14 protein-coding genes and 4 tRNA genes are annotated in these 18502 nt (G+C 43.0%); 11 read left to right on the plus strand and 7 right to left on the minus strand.

Annotated features, from left to right (window positions below):
* Positions 1–60 precede the first annotated feature (60 nt).
* The 3 genes from B2863_RS09640 to metX form a co-directional block, all read right to left on the minus strand.
* Positions 61–642, minus strand: coding sequence for a tetratricopeptide repeat protein (locus tag B2863_RS09640; RefSeq protein ID WP_057758462.1), 582 nt, complete (start codon positions 640–642; stop codon positions 61–63).
* A 413-nt stretch (positions 643–1055) separates the two neighbouring features.
* Entirely contained in the window at positions 1056–1664 is a 609-nt protein-coding gene (gene metW, locus B2863_RS09645; RefSeq protein ID WP_057758464.1) for a methionine biosynthesis protein MetW, read from the minus strand.
* Positions 1661–3031 (minus strand): homoserine O-acetyltransferase MetX, encoded by a 1371-nt coding sequence (metX, locus tag B2863_RS09650; RefSeq protein WP_296209826.1) that lies wholly within the window; start codon positions 3029–3031, stop codon positions 1661–1663. The genes metW and metX overlap by 4 nt, the downstream gene beginning before the upstream one ends.
* Positions 3032–3499: 468 nt before the next feature.
* Here metX and hemH point away from each other — a divergent pair, with 468 nt between their 5' ends.
* Positions 3500–4519, plus strand: coding sequence for a ferrochelatase (gene hemH / locus B2863_RS09655; protein WP_296209752.1), 1020 nt, complete (start codon positions 3500–3502; stop codon positions 4517–4519).
* A gap of 114 nt (positions 4520–4633) precedes the next feature.
* On the opposite strand, the gene B2863_RS09660 is transcribed toward hemH, so the two are convergent.
* The 4 genes from B2863_RS09660 to B2863_RS09675 form a co-directional block, all read right to left on the minus strand.
* Positions 4634–5017, minus strand: a complete 384-nt coding sequence (locus B2863_RS09660) for a hypothetical protein (protein ID WP_296209753.1) — start codon at positions 5015–5017, stop codon at positions 4634–4636.
* A gap of 287 nt (positions 5018–5304) precedes the next feature.
* On the minus strand, positions 5305–5763 hold the full coding sequence (locus tag B2863_RS09665) for a hypothetical protein (RefSeq protein ID WP_296209755.1): 459 nt from the start codon (positions 5761–5763) through the stop codon (positions 5305–5307).
* A 350-nt stretch (positions 5764–6113) separates the two neighbouring features.
* Complete coding sequence (polA, locus tag B2863_RS09670) at positions 6114–9092, minus strand: DNA polymerase I (protein WP_296209760.1); 2979 nt, start codon at positions 9090–9092, stop codon at positions 6114–6116.
* A 265-nt stretch (positions 9093–9357) separates the two neighbouring features.
* Positions 9358–9771 (minus strand): Ohr family peroxiredoxin, encoded by a 414-nt coding sequence (locus tag B2863_RS09675; RefSeq protein ID WP_057758473.1) that lies wholly within the window; start codon positions 9769–9771, stop codon positions 9358–9360.
* A gap of 268 nt (positions 9772–10039) precedes the next feature.
* On the opposite strand from B2863_RS09675, the gene B2863_RS09680 reads away from it, so the two are divergent.
* The 10 genes from B2863_RS09680 to B2863_RS09725 all read left to right on the plus strand — a co-directional run bounded on the left by B2863_RS09680 (position 10040) and on the right by B2863_RS09725 (position 18225).
* The gene (locus B2863_RS09680; protein ID WP_296209762.1) at positions 10040–10942 is read left to right on the plus strand and encodes a hypothetical protein; all 903 of its coding nucleotides are present in this window, start codon (positions 10040–10042) and stop codon (positions 10940–10942) included.
* Positions 10943–11147: 205 nt separating this feature from the next.
* Positions 11148–12743: a peptide chain release factor 3 gene (locus tag B2863_RS09685; protein WP_191114744.1), complete on the plus strand. Its 1596-nt coding sequence runs from the start codon at positions 11148–11150 to the stop codon at positions 12741–12743.
* A gap of 202 nt (positions 12744–12945) precedes the next feature.
* Positions 12946–13797 (plus strand): RsiV family protein, encoded by an 852-nt coding sequence (locus B2863_RS09690; RefSeq protein ID WP_296209768.1) that lies wholly within the window; start codon positions 12946–12948, stop codon positions 13795–13797.
* A gap of 157 nt (positions 13798–13954) precedes the next feature.
* On the plus strand, positions 13955–15271 hold the full coding sequence (locus B2863_RS09695; protein ID WP_296209771.1) for an FHA domain-containing protein: 1317 nt from the start codon (positions 13955–13957) through the stop codon (positions 15269–15271).
* 175 nt (positions 15272–15446) lie between these two features.
* Positions 15447–16943: an anthranilate synthase component I gene (trpE, locus tag B2863_RS09700; RefSeq protein ID WP_296209774.1), complete on the plus strand. Its 1497-nt coding sequence runs from the start codon at positions 15447–15449 to the stop codon at positions 16941–16943.
* Positions 16944–17135: 192 nt separating this feature from the next.
* A tRNA-Thr gene (locus B2863_RS09705) sits at positions 17136–17211 on the plus strand.
* 67 nt (positions 17212–17278) lie between these two features.
* Positions 17279–17362, plus strand: a tRNA-Tyr gene (locus tag B2863_RS09710).
* An 84-nt stretch (positions 17363–17446) separates the two neighbouring features.
* Positions 17447–17520 (plus strand) — tRNA-Gly (locus B2863_RS09715).
* Between the two features lie 103 nt (positions 17521–17623).
* Positions 17624–17698, plus strand: a tRNA-Thr gene (locus tag B2863_RS09720).
* 209 nt (positions 17699–17907) lie between these two features.
* Positions 17908–18225: a DUF6122 family protein gene (locus B2863_RS09725; protein WP_296209777.1), complete on the plus strand. Its 318-nt coding sequence runs from the start codon at positions 17908–17910 to the stop codon at positions 18223–18225.
* Positions 18226–18502: the final 277 nt, after the last annotated feature.

Raw genomic sequence — 18502 nt, forward strand, 5'->3', positions numbered from 1 at the left:
AAAAAATCCAGCTCAAAGGCTGGATTTTTATTTTTAAACTAAAACGGTATATTGCTAGATTTACTTACTCTGGAACCAAGTATCGGCTTTGCTACGAGCACTGGCGATATCATCACTTGATAAGTTTAATGCCAACTGACCAATTTTACCACGTGCTTTGTTACGAACTTTTTCGTCTAGCATGCCATCACGGGCAGCCAAGTCATACCATTTATAGGCATCGACTAGATTTTTTTGCTTTTCATCTAGTAGCGCAAGCGTGTAGCTGGCACGGTTATCGCCACGCATTGCAGCTTTTTCTAACCACAGACGGGCTTGTTGCAAGTTAGGCTGTACACCTTCGCCGCGCAAATACATGATGGCAAGATTCAACTGAGCAGGGGCAACGCCTTGCTGAGCGGCTTTGGTGTACCACTGGATTGCTTGTTGGGTATTTTGCGCAATTCCTTCACCTTTTTGCAAACGCTTGGCCAGATAGAACTGAGCGTGATCGTTACCTTGGGCGGCACGACTAGACAACTCGCTCACAGGCATAAGCTCAAAACGTGAGGTATCAAGCGGTACGTTTGATATTAACTCAGCATTGGCTAAACCAGCACAAGAAAATAATGCAGTAAACAACGCAGCTTTTAATAATTTCATAGCAGCTCCAAAATTAGGCAGTTAATAAGCAAAAAAAATTGTACCGCTAAACATTGTCTCGCTAAAGACAGTCAGACGGCGATAACAATTAGGTGGAATCTTGCGATATGAACTTACCTAATCATTAGCAAAAGGGGGTTGTCACCTCTAGATCAGAGATTTCACCCTAACTGATTAGACAAACGGTCGTAATAGTGGGGTGGCTGACAATATTTTGCTAGCTTAACACCCAAACTTACGAAACTCAAATACTAATTACAAGGTCTAATAGACGTTTGTACTTGATTGTCCTTAACAAAATCAGACAGTTACTAAAAAATTATATTAAGTTAACAATCTATTAAGGTTAATATCAGTACGTACAGCACTATCTAGCAGTCTATAAAATATAAAGACAGTTGAGAATTTAGCGGCTATTTCTTGGTCACTCGGTAGATAGCGACGTCTGCTAACAAGTTAGGCGCTTGTCTTATTAACGCTTTCATCAAAGGTGTATGACCTTTTTCAGAATCACTAACCGCAAAACGATTAATAATATGAATATCATGCTGCGCACATAACAGTTCAAAATCTTTGAAAGTACATAGATGAATGTTTGGTGTGTTGTACCATTCGTAAGGCAGCGCTTCAGAGACAGGCATCATACCTTTTAGCCCTAAATGAATGCGGTTTTGCCAATGCGCAAAGTTAGGGAAGGTAATGACTGCTTCACGGGCAACTCTCAGCATATCAAGCAACAACTCGTCAGGTGCTTTTACTGCTTGTAGGGCACGTGCCATGACGACCGTGTCAAAGCTGTTATCAGCAAAACGCGCTAGACCATCGTTGAGGTCCTGCTCGACAATTGATAAGCCATTACCAATCGCCTCATTGATTTTGTCTTCATCAATCTCTAGTCCGTAACCTGTCACGCCTAGTTTCTGCTGTAAGTGGGCAAGCAGCTCACCATTGCCACAACCTAAGTCCAGTACATGTGCTTGCGGCGCAATCCAGCGCTCTGCCAGTTGGTGGTCCATTCTCATGAGCGTTCTCCTGTGGCTGAGCGGCTAGGGGTAATAAATGGCGCAGTCAAAAATCCTTTAACCGCACCCATGTAGCGAGGAATATCAAACAAGAATGAGTCATGTCCGTGCGGCGCGTCAATATTGATATAGCTGACTGGTTTGCCAGTAGCCATCAGTGCATCGACAATCTCTTGCGAGCGCTCAGGTGCAAAGCGCCAGTCAGTGGTAAATGACACGACCAGATATTGGCATTGCGTATGGGCAAAGGCCGCTTTGAGCGCAGAAAGCTCTTGCTGACGATCAGACTCAATATCTTCAATCGTCGTTACTGCATCTTCTAACTCACTCTGTGCATTCGCTTTGCTAGATTCGACTGACGCCGCGATTGAGTCTTCTATTTGCACTGCCGACTCTGTAGTATCTTTTGCTACCGTTGATGGATAGTCGCGCGTCGGATCAAAGTAATCTAAGGCTTTAGTCATGAGCAGATAAGTATTGGCATCGAAGTTTTCACTAAAGCGCTCGCCTTGATAGCGTAGATAGCTTTCGACCTGAAACTCGACATCGTAGCCATACATGAATTTGCCAGATTTTAAATCACGACCAAATTTTGCTTTCATCGCGTCATCAGTTAGATAGGTAATATGGCCAACCATACGCGCCAATATCAGTCCGCGACGAGGATAAGTGCCTTCTTGTATATAGCGCCCGTCTTTAAAGTCAGGATCGGATAATATAGATTGGCGCGCTACTTCGTTAAAGGCGATATTTTGAGCAGATAGCTTTGGCGTACTGGCGATGACCACACAGCGCTTTAACCGCTCTGGATAATCAACAGACCATTGTAGCGCTTGCATACCGCCCATTGAACCACCAACAATCGCATGCCAAACGTCGATGCCTAGACGATCTGAGAGCATTGCTTGGGTTTTTACCCAGTCTTTGATGGTGATCAGCGGAAAATCAGGGCCATACACTTGCGGCTCATCGCTGCTATTTGCATCAAGGCTGTCCGAACTAACACTATCCGAATCAACGCTATCAGGGTTAATAGTGGTAGGCCCTGTTGAACCAAAACAGCTGCCGATATTATTGACACATACTACATAAAACTGATTGGTATCAATTGCTTTATTGGGGCCAATCATATTGTCCCACCAGCCTGCTTTTTTGTCATCAGCACTATGGAAGCCAGCTGCATGATGATTGCCAGATAACGCGTGGCAAATCAGAATCGCATTTGATTTATCGCGATTGAGCGTACCGTAAGTCTCTACCATCAAGTCAAACGAGGGTAGGGTACGGTTGCATTCTAACGTTAAGGGCTCCGCGAAATGAAAATTTTGGGGCGTAACGACACCCACAGACCCTACAGCACTTTCAATATTGGCTGAGCTATTAGGGTGAGGTTGTGAATTAGGATGCTGGTCACTGGTATTATCAGAGCGTGCGTTCAAAGCTACCTCGCAAGACTACAATCATCAATAAAATAAAAGCAAAATGGCACGTTGCTAACAGGCTATTTTAGCTACACGGTTTTTATAAACTGGGCCTGCCTATTGTATGGTGATGCGCGTTGGAGTACAACCGTCGAGCGTGCCTTTCGAGCGTATCGATCATAGTTTGTATGTAAAATTCGCCATAGGCAAATAATGAACAAGCCGCTAGCATCAAGTAATCAAGAGTTAATAAATAGCAACTGCGTATCAAATTGTATAGGGGCGCTTTTAGCGCGCGTCATTAATGGATAAAATGCTACACTAATGAAGTGTCTATTCAACTGTGTCTTAACAGTATCGTCTCTTATTATTTTGACATCACCCTTAATAACTTACTGCTAATAAAGTGCTGCTATGAAACCTAAATTGCCCCCACGTATTGCCGTTTTGTTAGTGAATCTTGGTACCCCAGATGAGCCAACGGCACCTGCCGTACGTCGCTACCTCAAACAGTTTTTGTCAGACCCACGAGTGATCGAGATTCCCAAATTCCTATGGGCTATTATTCTGAATCTATTTGTCTTACCAAGTCGTCCTAAGCGCGTAGCAAAGGCTTACGCCAGTATCTGGGAAGGTGATTCACCGATTCGTAAAATACTAAAAAGCCAAGTTGAGCTATTAGAACCACGTTTGGCCGATAGTGTGGCACCATTTCGAGTCTCCGTGCATCCGGCGATGAGCTATGGTAACCCTGGTTTGCCTGATGTCATGGACGCGCTACGTGGTGAAGGGGTCGACCACTTTGTCATTCTGCCGTTGTTTCCGCAGTACTCTGCCTCTTCAGGCGGTGCCGTATATGATGCGCTGACGAAGTGGACGCTCAAGCAACGCAACTTGCCAAACTATACGATTGTCAAAGACTACTTTGCCCATCCACTATATATTCAAGCTTTGGCCAACTCTATTCGCCGTTTTCAAGAGAAGCATGGCAAGCCTGAAAAATTGATGTTTAGTTTTCATGGTATCCCGCAGCCTTATGCTGATAAAGGCGATCCTTATCCTAAACGCTGTAAATGTACGGCTGCGCAAGTGGCGCATGAGCTTGGCCTAACAGAGGATGAATGGATTATCAGTTTCCAGTCACGTTTTGGTAAGCAAGAGTGGGTCAAGCCGTATACCGATGTGGTGTTGGAAGATTGGGGTCAGTCAGGTGTGCGCTCGGTACAGGTGATTAGTCCGGCGTTCTCGGCAGACTGTCTAGAGACATTAGAAGAGTTAGCCATTGAAAACCGTGATAACTTCCTTAATGCTGGCGGGCAAGAGTATCATTATATTCCTGCACTAAATCTTGATGAAACACATATTGAATTGCTTGAAGCGTTGAGTTTGCCATTGGTGAAAGGTTGGGCTGGCACGCTAGATGGCTGGGTTTAGACAGACGAAAGTCGCTGTTTTAGTAAGTTGAATAGTAGAATGAAAAAAGCACGCTTAATATAGTTAAGCGTGCTTTTTTGGTTTAGAGAGGTAGATCAACAATCGTATTAAGTTCTAAAAATCATCATCGTTGCTACGTTCAGCCGCTTCTCTATCCACAATGTCCATCGCATCTGGATAATCGCTGTCATCAAGGTTATCCTGAACTAAAATCTCATCGACACGAGACTCATCGATATTTTGTCGATGCGCAGGTGTTAGTCCTTGGGTCGCATCACTACCGACTTCTGAGTTATTAAATCCCGCACTATTATCAATCACATCATCGTTATCAATGGTATGCAGCATAGGATTGTCCAAATCGACCAATTGGTTGTTTTGTTCATCCTGATTGTTGTTATCTAAATTATCTGAGTTATCGACGCTGTCATTATTGTCACGACGATTACCGTCAATATGATCCATCTCTTCTGGTAATGGGTTTTTTGAGTTTTCCATGAATAATTCCTTATTGTAGTTATTAGATGTCGCCATCATTAGAAGTAAAATATCGCGCTGGCTTGTTAAAGCATCGCTCATTGCAATGTAGATTATATGCTTCTCAGTTTGTACGCTTATTCAACTTTTCACTAGTAGTAAGGTGTGACAGGATGTTCAAAAAATGTAAGACAATGACTAGAACGCAAAACGACTACTCAAGATGAGTAGCCGTAATTATTTATGAAATTTATGCTAAGTCTTTGTACGATAGCCAGATCGCTACATAAATAATAAAACTTATAGTGTTAATTATTGGCGTGGTCAAACTTGTAGTTTAACTTCTGTACTAGACATGACTGATAGTCAGCCAGTTTAAATCGCCATAAATAGGTCAAGGCGATACCATAAATGGCAGTCTCAGCCAGCTCTTCGACAATTTCACCAGGTGTATGCGGGAACATAATAGCGTTCTCGCCCATGTACTGAATGATAGCCAGTACAGTAACGCTAAGATAGAGCGAAACGGGCACGTTTTTTAGCACTGCCCATAGGTAATGCCTTGAGTAGACCAGCAAACCAAGCGCGACGAGATAGATAACGGTAAGGACGCTGTCCTCCCACCAGTCATAAGACTGACCAAGCATCGAAAAATCGCTTGGAACCAGTAAGTCTGGTAGATAGTTCAACTCTCGACGAATGACAGAGACAAATATAAGTACGGCTGCCAGCCAAAAAGCCTTAATTTGTTTGACATGACTTTTCATAACATATTGTGAACTGCGCAATAGGCATACTATCAAAAGTATAATGCCAGGGATTTCGATGATGCCATCTGAACTCAAGATAAATGACTCCTGATTTTATAAAACAAAAAAGTGAGCCCAAAGGCTCACTTTAAAGCAAAAATATCGAATAGTTAGGGTTTAACAGATGTCCTATTATAAACCCCATATTTAGATATTACTGTTATGAAATATAACTAACTGGTCATAAGTGATTGTTAATATAAACAATATATAATGACTTATTGTAGTGTTAGTTATCAAAAACTCTAATATCTGCAAGGTACATTTATAATCATACCTTGCATGCTTGACAAAATGACAGTGAGTGATTAATGCGCCTCATCCCAGTTTTGACCGCTATCAGTCTCGACCAGTAAGGGCACTGCAAAGTCGACGTGCCAACCTTTCTCTACTGCTGTAGTCGTCAATACATCTTGCATAGCATCAGTAATCAGCTGGCTAACTTCGTCTACTTTATCCGCATCGACTTCAAACACCAATTCATCGTGAACCTGTAGCAGCATTTTGGCTTGTTCTTTTGGCAGCACTTTATCAACGGCAATCATAGCAAGCTTGATTAGATCAGCAGCAGAGCCTTGTAGTGGCGCGTTAATCGCCGCGCGCTCAGCACCTTGCTTGACCATACGATTGCTGTGATTGATATCAGGCGTATAGAGCTTACGACCTAATATCGTCTCAACATAACCTTGCTCATAAGCGCTTGCACGCGTATTGATCATATAGTTTTTGACGCCTGGATAGCGCTCAAAGTACATATCGATATAGTCTTGTGCTTCGCCGCGGCTCATCTGTAGCTGCTTGGCAAGTCCAAAGGCACTCATCCCGTATAGTAGACCAAAGTTAATGGCTTTAGCATTACGACGCTCGGTCGAAGTGACGTCTGCGACATCCTTACCAAGTACTTCGGCAGCGGTGGCCGCGTGAATATCTAACCCTTCGTTAAAGGCATGAGTTAGGTTTTTATCACCTGAGAAGTGCGCCATTAAACGAAGTTCAATCTGTGAATAATCCGCAGCCAAAATAACGCGACCTTCTGGCGCGATAAAGGCTTGACGAATTAAGCGACCAGTCGCAGTACGAATGGGGATATTTTGTAAGTTAGGATCTGTCGATGACAAACGCCCAGTGCTCGTTAACGCCTGATGGTAGCTAGTATGCACGCGATCGGTTTCGCTATCTGCAACATTATCCAGCGCATCGGTATAAGTGCTTTTGAGCTTAGATAGTCCGCGATACTCTAGCGTAATATCGACCAATGGATGATCGATTTTTGATAGTACCGCTTCACCAGTCGAGTATTGACCAGACTTGGTTTTTTTACCACCAGCGACGCCTAGCTTTTCGAACAGCATCTCACCGAGCTGCTTAGGTGAGCCTAAGTTAAATTCCTCACCTGCCACTTCATAGGCGCGTTTTTCTAGGGCGACAATTTCTTCATCGAAGCGTTTTGATAGCTCGTTCAAGAAGGAGCGTTTAATCAATATGCCATGCGCTTCCATTTGGCAAAGTATCTCTGCCGTTGGAATTTCTAGCTCGTGTAGTAATTTGGCATTATTGGCATCGTTAGCTAGCTCAACGCTGAACACGTCAAATAATTGATAGGTGATATCGGCATCTTCACAAGCATAATCGCTCGCGATATCGATGGCCACTTGGTCAAAGGTAACTTGCTTAGCGCCTTTACCTGCCACATCTTCAAAGCTGATGGTTTGCGTTTGTAGATAATGGCGTGCCAAATCATCCATGCCGTGGCGAGTAGCTGCCGCATTGATGACGTAGCTGGCAAGCATCGTATCCATTGCCCAGTTATTTGGCTGCTCATGTATGACGCCAACTAGGTCGATATCATAGTGAGCGAGGATGTGCGCATCATACTTTAGATGCTGACCGATTTTACCGATATTTGGGTTCTCTAAGACAGGTTTTAAGCGAGCTAATACTGTATCGCGATCAAGTTGCTTGGCAGTTAGCTCATCACCTTCTAGGCTATGCGTAAGCGGAATGTAATAGGCTTCGTGTGCTTGCAACGCAAAGGATAAACCAACGATTTGTGCATCACGCCAATGAACGCTAGTGGTCTCGGTATCAATGACAAAGTGCGGAGCAGCTTCTAACAACTCGACCAAGCTATCAAACGCTGGCTCGTCGAGTACAGTATGCCACGCTTTATCATGGTTAGTGCTGTCTTTGATATTGTCGCTCTTGGTGGATTGGAGTGATTTTGCCACCTGTGCCTGTGACTCCGTATCGGCTTGGCTATCAGCAACACTTTTCGAACCATTGGCAGGATGATTTGGATGATCAAGCGATGCCAGCTCATTTCTAAACTCAAGCTCATTATATAATTCACGCAATTCATTTATATGCGCACAAGGGTCGGTATTGATTTTTAGATCATTCCAATCTTGACCGATGGCTAAGTTAGTGACGATGGTAGCCAGCTTTCTATTAAAAGGAATGTCGTCGGCGTGTTCAATCAGACCTTTCGCCCCGCGACCTTTAATAAAGCCAATATGTTTGAGCATATTTTCGATATCACCATACTCAACGAGCAGGTCTTTAGCGGTCTTTTTACCAATACCAGGTACGCCTTTAATACCGTCAGAGGCATCACCCATTAGCGTTAAGAAATCGATCATTTGGTTTGGGTTAATACCGAATTTATCGATTACCGCTGGTGTATCCGTGACTTTGCCCGTAAAGCTGTCTTCCAGTACCACGCAGTCGTTGACCAGCTGCATCATGTCTTTATCACCCGTCGAGATGACCACATGATGACCTTGCTCGACAGCGCGATGGGCAAGTGTACCGATAATATCATCCGCTTCTGCACCCTCAATACGCAACAGTGGAATGCCTAATGCGGTGACTAAACGATGAATATAAGGAATTTGCTCTACCAGCTCGACATCGATGGGTGGACGAGCAGCCTTATAGTCAGCAGACATATGATGGCGAAAAGTCGGTGATTTGGTATCGAAGCAGACAGCCATATGGGTAGGGTGATAGCGACGCATCAGCTTGAGTAGCGCGTTGAGTGTACCGCGTATCGCATTGGTGATTAGGCCCTGCGAGTTTTGCATGGTTTTTGGTAGGGCGTGATAAGTGCGGAACAGATAATAGGAGCCATCAACCAAAATAAAAGGCGGCTGATCTTTGTCTACATGACTGGTATCCATCAGCGCCACGTTAGGCATGGTATCGAAGTTTGGTAATGCTTTGGGGTCAAGCGCTTGGTGAGAGTTGTGGTTGTTATCGGTGGTATTGTCAGCTATGTCATCAGTCATAAAAGTCACTTATCAGCTATTAGATAAAAATATATACGCTTATTATAACGATAAAATCAGCGCGTGCCGAACTGCTTAACCGTTACGAGATGTTCTATCGTGTTCTTTTTCATTGAAATCTACACTGAGTTTTCGATATTCCATTTCTACAATAAATAAATTGCTAAAAACAAAAAAGAACCCAGATAAACTGAGTTCTTTTAGAAGGGAATAACTATCGACTACTTGTCATTCAATAGACGTTGATAACGAGTCTCTGAATACGTTATTTTACTTCTGAAGAGACTTCGACATCGATGTTACCGCTGGTCGCTTTCGAATATGGGCATACTTCATGCGCTTTTTCGACCAATTTTTGAATCTCGTCAGCAGATAGGTCTGTATTGTCAGCGATAACGTGGATTTTTACGGCAAGCTTATATTCGTGATTGTCACCTTGTAATAAGTCTACAGAGGTCTCAACAGTTGAGCCAAATGTTGCGCTTTCCATCTTTTTGACTACGCCTAAGGCGCCATCAAAACAAGCGCCATAACCCATCGCAAGTAATTGCTCAGGATTATTACCTTTTTCATTACCGCCTGGTGGTACCATATTGATTTCAAGATCGCTATCGCTTAAGGTTGCCGTACCCATGCGGCCGCCAGTAACAGTAGATTTGGTAGAGTATAGAGATTTCATGACACATCCTTTGTTGTAAGTTTTAATGTTTATATTTGAGTGGTAAGTCTTAATATGAAACTTAGCATAACAAATCGCTCACGCAGCTCAGTGCATAGAGAGTAAATATATACTGCTAGTTTGTAAATGAGATTTCGAGCTCAGTTTTATTCGTTTTTATATTTACAAGCTTATCGTATAGGCGTCAAAGAGGTACAATAGCGGTAATGAGCCATATATACGTTATCAGTACGGATAATAAAAATCTGAATCATAAGGACATTGTTTGATGAATAGATGGATTGCGATACCTAGTGTTTGCTTTTTGACGACGCTCGCTTTGATAGGGTGCGAGGAAGAAGACGGCGCTTATGGGACAGCTAGTAGCAAGATTACATTGACAAGCTTTGCTAATAGTTATGATAGCAAAGCCAATGCTACGGCAATTGCGCGAATTGACGAGACGTATCGTACTGGTGCGCGCGAGATCAAAACAACCAATCTCATCAACAGTTATAGCAATCAAAGCCTGAATGATTTAGACAGAACCGTACTGGCAGATGATTTCGAGGGTCGACTTGAAAATAAAGACATCGAGGTTAATAATCGGACGGTCAAACGCCCCATCTATGAAAAAAACACCAATAACCAGCTAGAATACAAAACCACTTATAAGACACTCAACTTATCGGGTTTGCGTGCGAACAGCTATGTTGCTAGTACAAACGTGAACAATAGATACGGTATTATTACCGACTTAAATAATTATTCTGAAATTCCGACCAATGTTGCCTTTCCTGAAGGGTCAGTTTGTTATATCCCTGTGGTAACTAGTGAGCGCTGGTTTTTGGCATTTAATGAGAAAAACAAAAGCGGATACGCTACAATAGATGAATGGCTTGATGCAGCCAAACAACGCTCTAGTGACAACAGAGATCATAGAACTTCTCAGTTCGGAGTGGGCGTAGGCAATCAGCAACAAGCCGCGCAAGTCATGTTTTTCGAATACGATGATCAGCCTGCTTATGAATATAGCGGTGTTGAGTATGGAAAAGACGTCTATGAGGCAAACTATGTCGCCAAAGGTAGCACTGACCCGAACACAGACAGTCGTTTTGACGTAGTTGATTGTATAATCGTCAATGAAGTGGCTGGCGACTTCTTGGCTGAGCAAATCGAACGCTACTATTGAGATAAATTAATGGTTATTAGTCGCGCTAATTAAGCAGGATAATCGCAATTTAAAAGCCCAAAAACACGCTTCGTTGAAATAACGGGGCGTGTTTTTTTATACGCTAATTCTGCACCCTGATGCTAAATCCGCTACAATACGCCCATTATTTATTTTATTTATTTAGAGTCACTTCTAAATCACATAACTGTTGAAGCTGAAAATTATGAGCGTAGATCCAAAGAAATTAAATAAAGAAGTTGCTAAGCGTCGCACCTTTGCCATTATCTCGCATCCCGATGCTGGTAAGACCACCATGACCGAAAAACTCCTGTTATGGGGTCAAGCGATTCAGGTAGTGGGCGAAGTAAAAGGCCGTAAGACGGATCGTCATGCAACCTCAGATTGGATGAGCATGGAGCAAGAGCGTGGTATCTCGATCACGACGTCTGTCATGCAGTTTCCGTATAAAGACCATATGGTCAACCTACTAGATACCCCAGGTCACGCCGACTTTAGTGAAGATACCTACCGCACTTTGACCGCAGTGGATAGTGCGCTGATGATGGTCGATGGTGCAAAAGGTGTAGAGGAACGAACCATCAAGCTGATGGAAGTATGTCGTATGCGCGATACGCCTATCATCTCATTCGTCAACAAGCTAGATCGTCAGATTCGTGAGCCGCTTGAGTTACTTAGCGAAATCGAAGCAGTATTGAAAATCAAATGTATCCCAGTGACTTGGCCTATCGGTATGGGTCAAGACTTCATCGGTGTCTATCATTTGACTGAAAATAAAACTTACTTTTATGAAAAAGGCAACGGCGGTAAGATGACGGTCTCTGAGACCCGAGAAGGCTATGACTATCCTGATATTCGCGAGCGTCTCGGGCAGTTGATGTTTGATGCTTTTGAAGAGTCACTTGAGCTGGTACAGATGGCACTAGAAGAGTTCAGCGTTGACGCGTTTTTAGCGGGTGAGATGACGCCAGTATTGTTTGGCACGGCATTGGGTAACTTTGGGGTAAACATGGTACTTGATACCTTGGTCAAATATGCACCGCCGCCAAAAGCCCATCCAACGACTGAGCGTGAAGTATCAGCCACCGAGACAGATTTTACGGGCTTCGTCTTTAAGATTCAGGCCAATATGGACCCGCGTCACCGTGACCGTATTGCGTTCTTGCGAGTGTGCTCTGGTAAGTACGAAAAGGGCATGAAAATGAAGCACGTGCGTCTGGGGAAAGACGTACGTATTGCTGATGCTCTGACCTTTTTAGCAGGTGACCGTGAGGCGCTAGAAGAAGCTTATCCGGGTGATATCATTGGCTTGCACAACCATGGCACCATCTCTATCGGTGACAGCTTCACTGAAGGCGAAGAGTTAAGCTTTACAGGTATTCCGCATTTCGCCCCTGAACTGTTCCGCCGTGTGGTACTAAAAGATCCGCTTAAATCAAAAGCGTTGCAAAAAGGCCTGCAGCAGTTGAGCGAAGAGGGTGCAACGCAGGTGTTTATGCCGCAGATTAATAATGACTTGGTTTTGGGCGCGGTTGGTGTCCTACAGTTTGAAGTGGTCGCGCATCGTCTAAAAGAAGAGTATAAGGTTCAATGTACCTTTGAGCCAGTATCGATAGCTACGGTACGCTGGATTCATTGCGATGATGAAGTAGCATTGGCGAAGTTCAAGAAAAAAGCCCATGACCAATTATCATTAGATGGTGGTGGTTATCTGACTTACCTTGCGCCATCAAGGGTTAATCTACAGCTGATGCAAGACCGCTATCCAGAAGTGACTTTTAGTAGCACTCGCGAACATTAAATTTATTTATACGCTTATATCGTTTATTGATTAAGACACGCCAGCCGTGTCTTTTTTATTGCCTGTGTTTACGACTTAAGTAGTAAGAGTCAGATGTCCGTTTGCTTACATCACCTCAAAAACGTGAACAGTCTTCCTACAATACATTGTAATTGTTACGGTAGAATATTGAATGGCATTTTATATTTGTAAAAGAGGACATATGCACACTACGACTCAAACTGATGATAAATCTATATCGGCTGATCTATTTTTGATAAAGGTAAGCCAGAGACGTTCAATTGCTATGTTGACTGCTAGCCTATTGTTAAGTGCCGTTAGTATGTCGGTCAATGCAGGAAGTTTTATTAGCAGCACGGAGTATCTACCGTATCAGCTACCCAGTAATATACAAGAGATATGTGGCAAGCGTGATAACTGTCCAGAGATTGAAATTAAATATCTCAAAAGCAGTCAAAACTGGATAGATGAGATTGCAAATGCCCGTATCGATAACTTAGTCGTCAATAGTCAGATGACAGAGTCAGCACCTATTAAGAGTAAAAGCAGTGAAAAAGAAGTTACAGCTGCTCTTGATAGCTTTGTGAGCTCGCAATTCCAAGATATGCCTGATGATGTGTCGTGGGGTTATAATCTGATGGTAGCGCCCAATTACTTAGGTCATGTCGATGATTTTGAACTGTTTGAGATAAGCTCTTACATCTATACTGGCGGTGCACACGGCATGCCTTATAGCGAGTACCTAGTATTTGACCCAAGTACCAAGAAGCAAGTCAAGCTTGACGACATGCTTATCTCAGGTAAAAAAACTCGTTTTGAGGCGCTTGCCTATGATGCTTATAAAACGTGGGTTAAAACGGTTGCCGAAGACGTAGGTAGCTATGAGAAAAACTGGCCATTTACGTTGAGCGATAATGTGACCTTGACTGATACAGGCATTAGCATTCGTTACCAGCATTATTCTATCGGCCCATATGCTTACGGTATGCCTGCCCTTAATATACCGTATAGCAAGCTCGACAAAGTTATAAAACCTCGCTTTATACCAAAGTAAATACTATACAGTGTTTGAGGAAAGTACTTAATCAACCGCGCTAGGCAAATATTATTAAAGAAATAGCGACAATACTTATCATAAATTGGCAGTAATATTTTAGAGTTATTATTTTTAGCATCATTGGATATTCAATAGAAAAATAAGGAGTTATAACATGACAAACGAGACAGAAAGTATGAATAAGGCAGTAAGTACAACTTGGCAGCTGAATGCATTGACGGAAGCATTAGGCGACCTGACACTGACGGTTAGTGATAGCTTATCTATAGGTCGTGGTAGTGATAACGACGTAGTGTTAGGTAGCAAGCAGGTTTCTCGAAATCACGCGGTGCTCAGTGTGTTAGATGGTCAGTTGTATGTGAAGGACTTAGATTCTTCTAATGGCACGTTTATCAATGAGCAACGTATCGAAGGTAATGAATCTAGTCATCTACAGGCAAACGATACGCTTGGCTTTGCAAGTTTTAGCTTTCAAGTACAGGCATCTACTGCACCTGGGACGACGTCAGAGAGTGAAACGCTAGCGCCAGTGACCACAGAAGAACCAGTAGCCGATACACATGAGAATGCTGACACGGCTACTGTGCTAGAAGCTCCTGCTAGTGAGCCTGTGACTGAAGAGCAAATAGTTGAAGAAAGCGTTCTTGAAGAAAGTGCGAGCAAAGAAACTCTGATTGAAGAAGAGCCGATCATAGAGCAAACAGGCAACGAGCCAGTGATCAAAGGAACTGGCATCGAAGAAATGTTACCTGCTACAGATGATACTGTACCTGTAGAACCTTTATCTGTAGATGCCGGCTCAGATCTGACCGAAGAATCAATTACTTCTGCGCATGAAACTGTTGAACCAGTTATTGAAGAGCCAGTTGTTGAAGAGTCGGCTTTTGAAGAACCAGCTATTGAAGAGCTAGCTACTGAACAAGCCGTTGCTACAGAGCCAGTTGTCAAAGAAACAGGGATTGATGAAGTACTGTCTGACGCGGATGCGGCATCGCCTACGCCAGTAGAAGAAACGCCAGTTGCCACAGAATGGGTAGATGACACATCTGTACCAACAGCAACTGAAACAGAGGCTGTGACGTCTACAGAGCCATTACAGACAGCATCTACTGATAGTACGCCAATGGTAGAAAAGCAGCCAGCAGTGCATGAAGAATCAGTAATGCGTGAAGAGCCAGCAGTCCAAGACGAACACGACAAAACCACAAAAACAGAGTTACAAGAAGAAGCTGACCCTGAAGTTTTAAAAGCCAAACAAGCAGCTAGTGCACAATTTTCAGGCACGGCTAATTTAGGGCAGCCGCGCGATCTTGGTACCGAAGGTAATAATGCGATGGATCAAGAAATCAGCAACCCTGCTCATGCAGGTCATGTAGAGAAAAAAGCGAGCGGTGGCTGGTTCATATGGGTATTTGTGACCATTCTAATTATCGGTTTGGCCTTATGGTTGTTTAATATGGGCGGTGCATAATTCAACTCTACACTAGGTCTTCGTCGTAATTTTTGATAGAGAGCCTTGTTGTGCTTACCGTTTTTTAAACAAATGACTCATTATAGCGTCGATATTTTAGCGAATATTGGCGCTATATTTTATAGTGCAGCTTATAGTTTTACTATTGCCTATAAGATGCTAAGAGAGCGTTATTATGATGACTTTTGAAGAATACCAAGCTTTTAGAGATAGAGGCTTTAGTCACGCACCACTAGTAAAAAAACGTCTGATGGATGCGCAGACTCCCGTATCTGTATTCTCCAAAGTACGTGATCTAAACGGCTCTGCCTATCTGTTTGAGTCTGTGGTAGGCGGTGAGCGCTGGGCGCGATACTCCATGATTGGATTGGGTAGCGATCTGATTTTACAGTACGCTGATGGCAATATGACGACCAAACGAAACGATCATATTGATACAGAGTCAGTAGAGAATCCCTTTGATTACCTACGTGAGCTGATGGCGCAATATCATATGCCAACCGCTGAAGATGTGCCGACGATGCCGAGCTTTAGTGGCGGTTTAGTCGGTTACTTTGGCTACGATATGGTACGTGTTATTGAGCCAAGTGTCGGCTTATCTGATGCGGCCAACCCAATGTCGATGCCAGATATGTGGCTGATGCTTTCGATGAGCATTATTGTATTTGATAATTTAGAGAATACGCTATCAATCATCGTCTATGCTGATTGCCAGTCTGAGGATGGCTACAGTTCAGCTATCCGTGAGCTAGAACAAATCGAAGAAAAGCTAGCAGAGCCATCCAATTTGCGCGCACCTGTAATGCCTACGCCTAAATTTATATCGCAAACAGGTGCCGAAAAATACTGTAGCGATGTCAATAAAATAAAGGATTACATTGCCGCAGGTGACGTCATGCAGGTAGTGCCAGCGCAGCGATTGACAGCGGACTATACAGGCGACTCTCTAGCCGTCTATCGTGCGCTTCGCTACCTTAATCCGTCGCCTTATCTGTTCTTGGTGCATGGCTATACACTCGATGATCACAAACGCTTTGATATTATCGGTGCTTCTCCTGAAATCCTATCCCGTATCGAAAATGGCAAGGTGACGGTAAGGCCGCTAGCAGGGACACGGCAACGTGGCCGAGACGAGGCTGAAGACCTAGCGCTTGAGCAAGAGCTGCTAAATGATGAAAAGGAGACAGCCGAGCATCTGATGCTTATTGATTTAGGTCGCAATGATATTGGCCGCGTTTGCGAGTATGGCAGTGTCAAAGTCACAGAAAAGATGTTTATAGAGCGCTACTCACAAGTAATGCATATCGCATCTAACGTTGAGGGTACGATACGAGCTGACAAGGATGCACTAGATGTGTTTTGTGCCACTTTCCCAGCTGGGACGCTATCGGGTGCACCCAAAATCCGGGCCATGCAAATTATCGATGAGATAGAACCGGTACGCCGAACGGTGTTTGGTGGTTCAGTAGGTTATTTAGGTTGGAATGGTAATATGGACACGGCCATTGCTATCCGTACTGCGGTGATGCGCCGTGGTGAAATACATATTCAAGCCGGAGCAGGGGTTGTTGCTGATTCTGTTCCAGAAAAAGAATGGGATGAAACCAATAAAAAAGCATTGGCCTTAATAAAAGCGGTAGAAATGGCCTGTAATGGCTTGCGCATTCGCTAATTAAATGGCCAGTGATATGGCAAAAACAAAGGCTGCAAGTAAAAAGCCAATTTATTGCCATATTTTTATTTATAAAAAAACCAGCTTAATCAGTGACTTAAATACTTATATCAAATTAATTTAAAAAAAGATGAAAAAGTACTTGCGCATCTCAAAAAATTTGATAGAATAGCCACCACTTTAAGAGAACAAGCCGACTTAGCTCAGTTGGTAGAGCAACTGACTTGTAATCAGTAGGTCGCCAGTTCGATCCCGGCAGTCGGCACCATCTCTCTTAAAGTAGCTTTTTATGAATTTGTCTTAAATGTAAGTCATTTTTGTTCAAAGCAACCTAAGGTGGGGTTGGGGAGCGGTCAAACCCAACAGACTGTAAATCTGTCGCGAAAGCTTCGAAGGTTCGAATCCTTCCCCCACCACCATATTTTCTAAAGTTTGTCATAGCGCCAAGCATACTCTCTATATCTCATAACTCTCGATTAGAGTTATCCTGAATAAGAGTAAATGCGGGTGTGGTATAATGGTAACACCTTAGCCTTCCAAGCTAATGACGCGGGTTCGATTCCCGCCACCCGCTCCATATATACACCATTGCAAAGCATAACAATAAATCATCACGAGAGTCAGTAATTATTGCTGCATCGTGATATTTTTTTTAGTGCAGTTCAAAGGTTTCAATATACGCTCATATAGCTCAGCGGTAGAGCACTCCCTTGGTAAGGGAGAGGTCTCGAGTTCAATTCTCGATATGAGCTCCATTTATTGTTTATACCTTTTATGCTTGTTTTGCTATTTATATAACTTTGCGTCGATATCGAAATTATAGAATATTGAAATATATAACAGTAGTGCGGTAGACAATGATTCAAAGGTGACACTGAGGTGTTGCCTTTTAGTGCTGTCAGTATATTAATAAATATTGGTTTTGATGGTCTTATATAGAGAAGACTAAAACTAATAGGTCAGTATGCAGACATTCATACATTATTTTTTGCACTTTGGTTTTCCTCTTTTTATCGCGATTGCGTTTTTTAGAAAAGAGTGGAAAAAAGCATATCTGATTTTGCTTGCGACCATGCTGGTTGATATAGACCATCTGGTAGCAAACCCAATATTTCAGGCAAATAGATGTAGCATTAATTTTCATCCATTACATACTTATTATGCGATGCTAGTGTATTTTGTTTTACTCTTTCTTCGTAAGCCTTTTAATATCATTGGAATTGGATTGCTGTTCCATATGTTAACGGATTTTACGGATTGTTTGATGATGTCGGTCAGCTAACATCGCGACCTTGCATATCAAGATAATTATACGGTTATAAGAAAGGTTATAATCAATTGAGCTTTATATCTACTAGTGAGAGAGAAGTTGATTTCGATTGAGAGATGTATGACTATTTAAGACAAGTCAGCGTATAATAACGGATACAAGAATTAGTTCGGAGCATTGTTTAAGCAGTGGTTCGTGCGGTTGATAGCTAGGTTTATGATGATTTAATTCTATTATGAGCCATTAAACAGCTTTTTATTGATCATTCACCAAAAAAAGAGGAAATACC

The organism is Psychrobacter sp. UBA3480, from assembly GCF_002377945.1.
Classification (GTDB): Bacteria; Pseudomonadota; Gammaproteobacteria; order Pseudomonadales; family Moraxellaceae; genus Psychrobacter.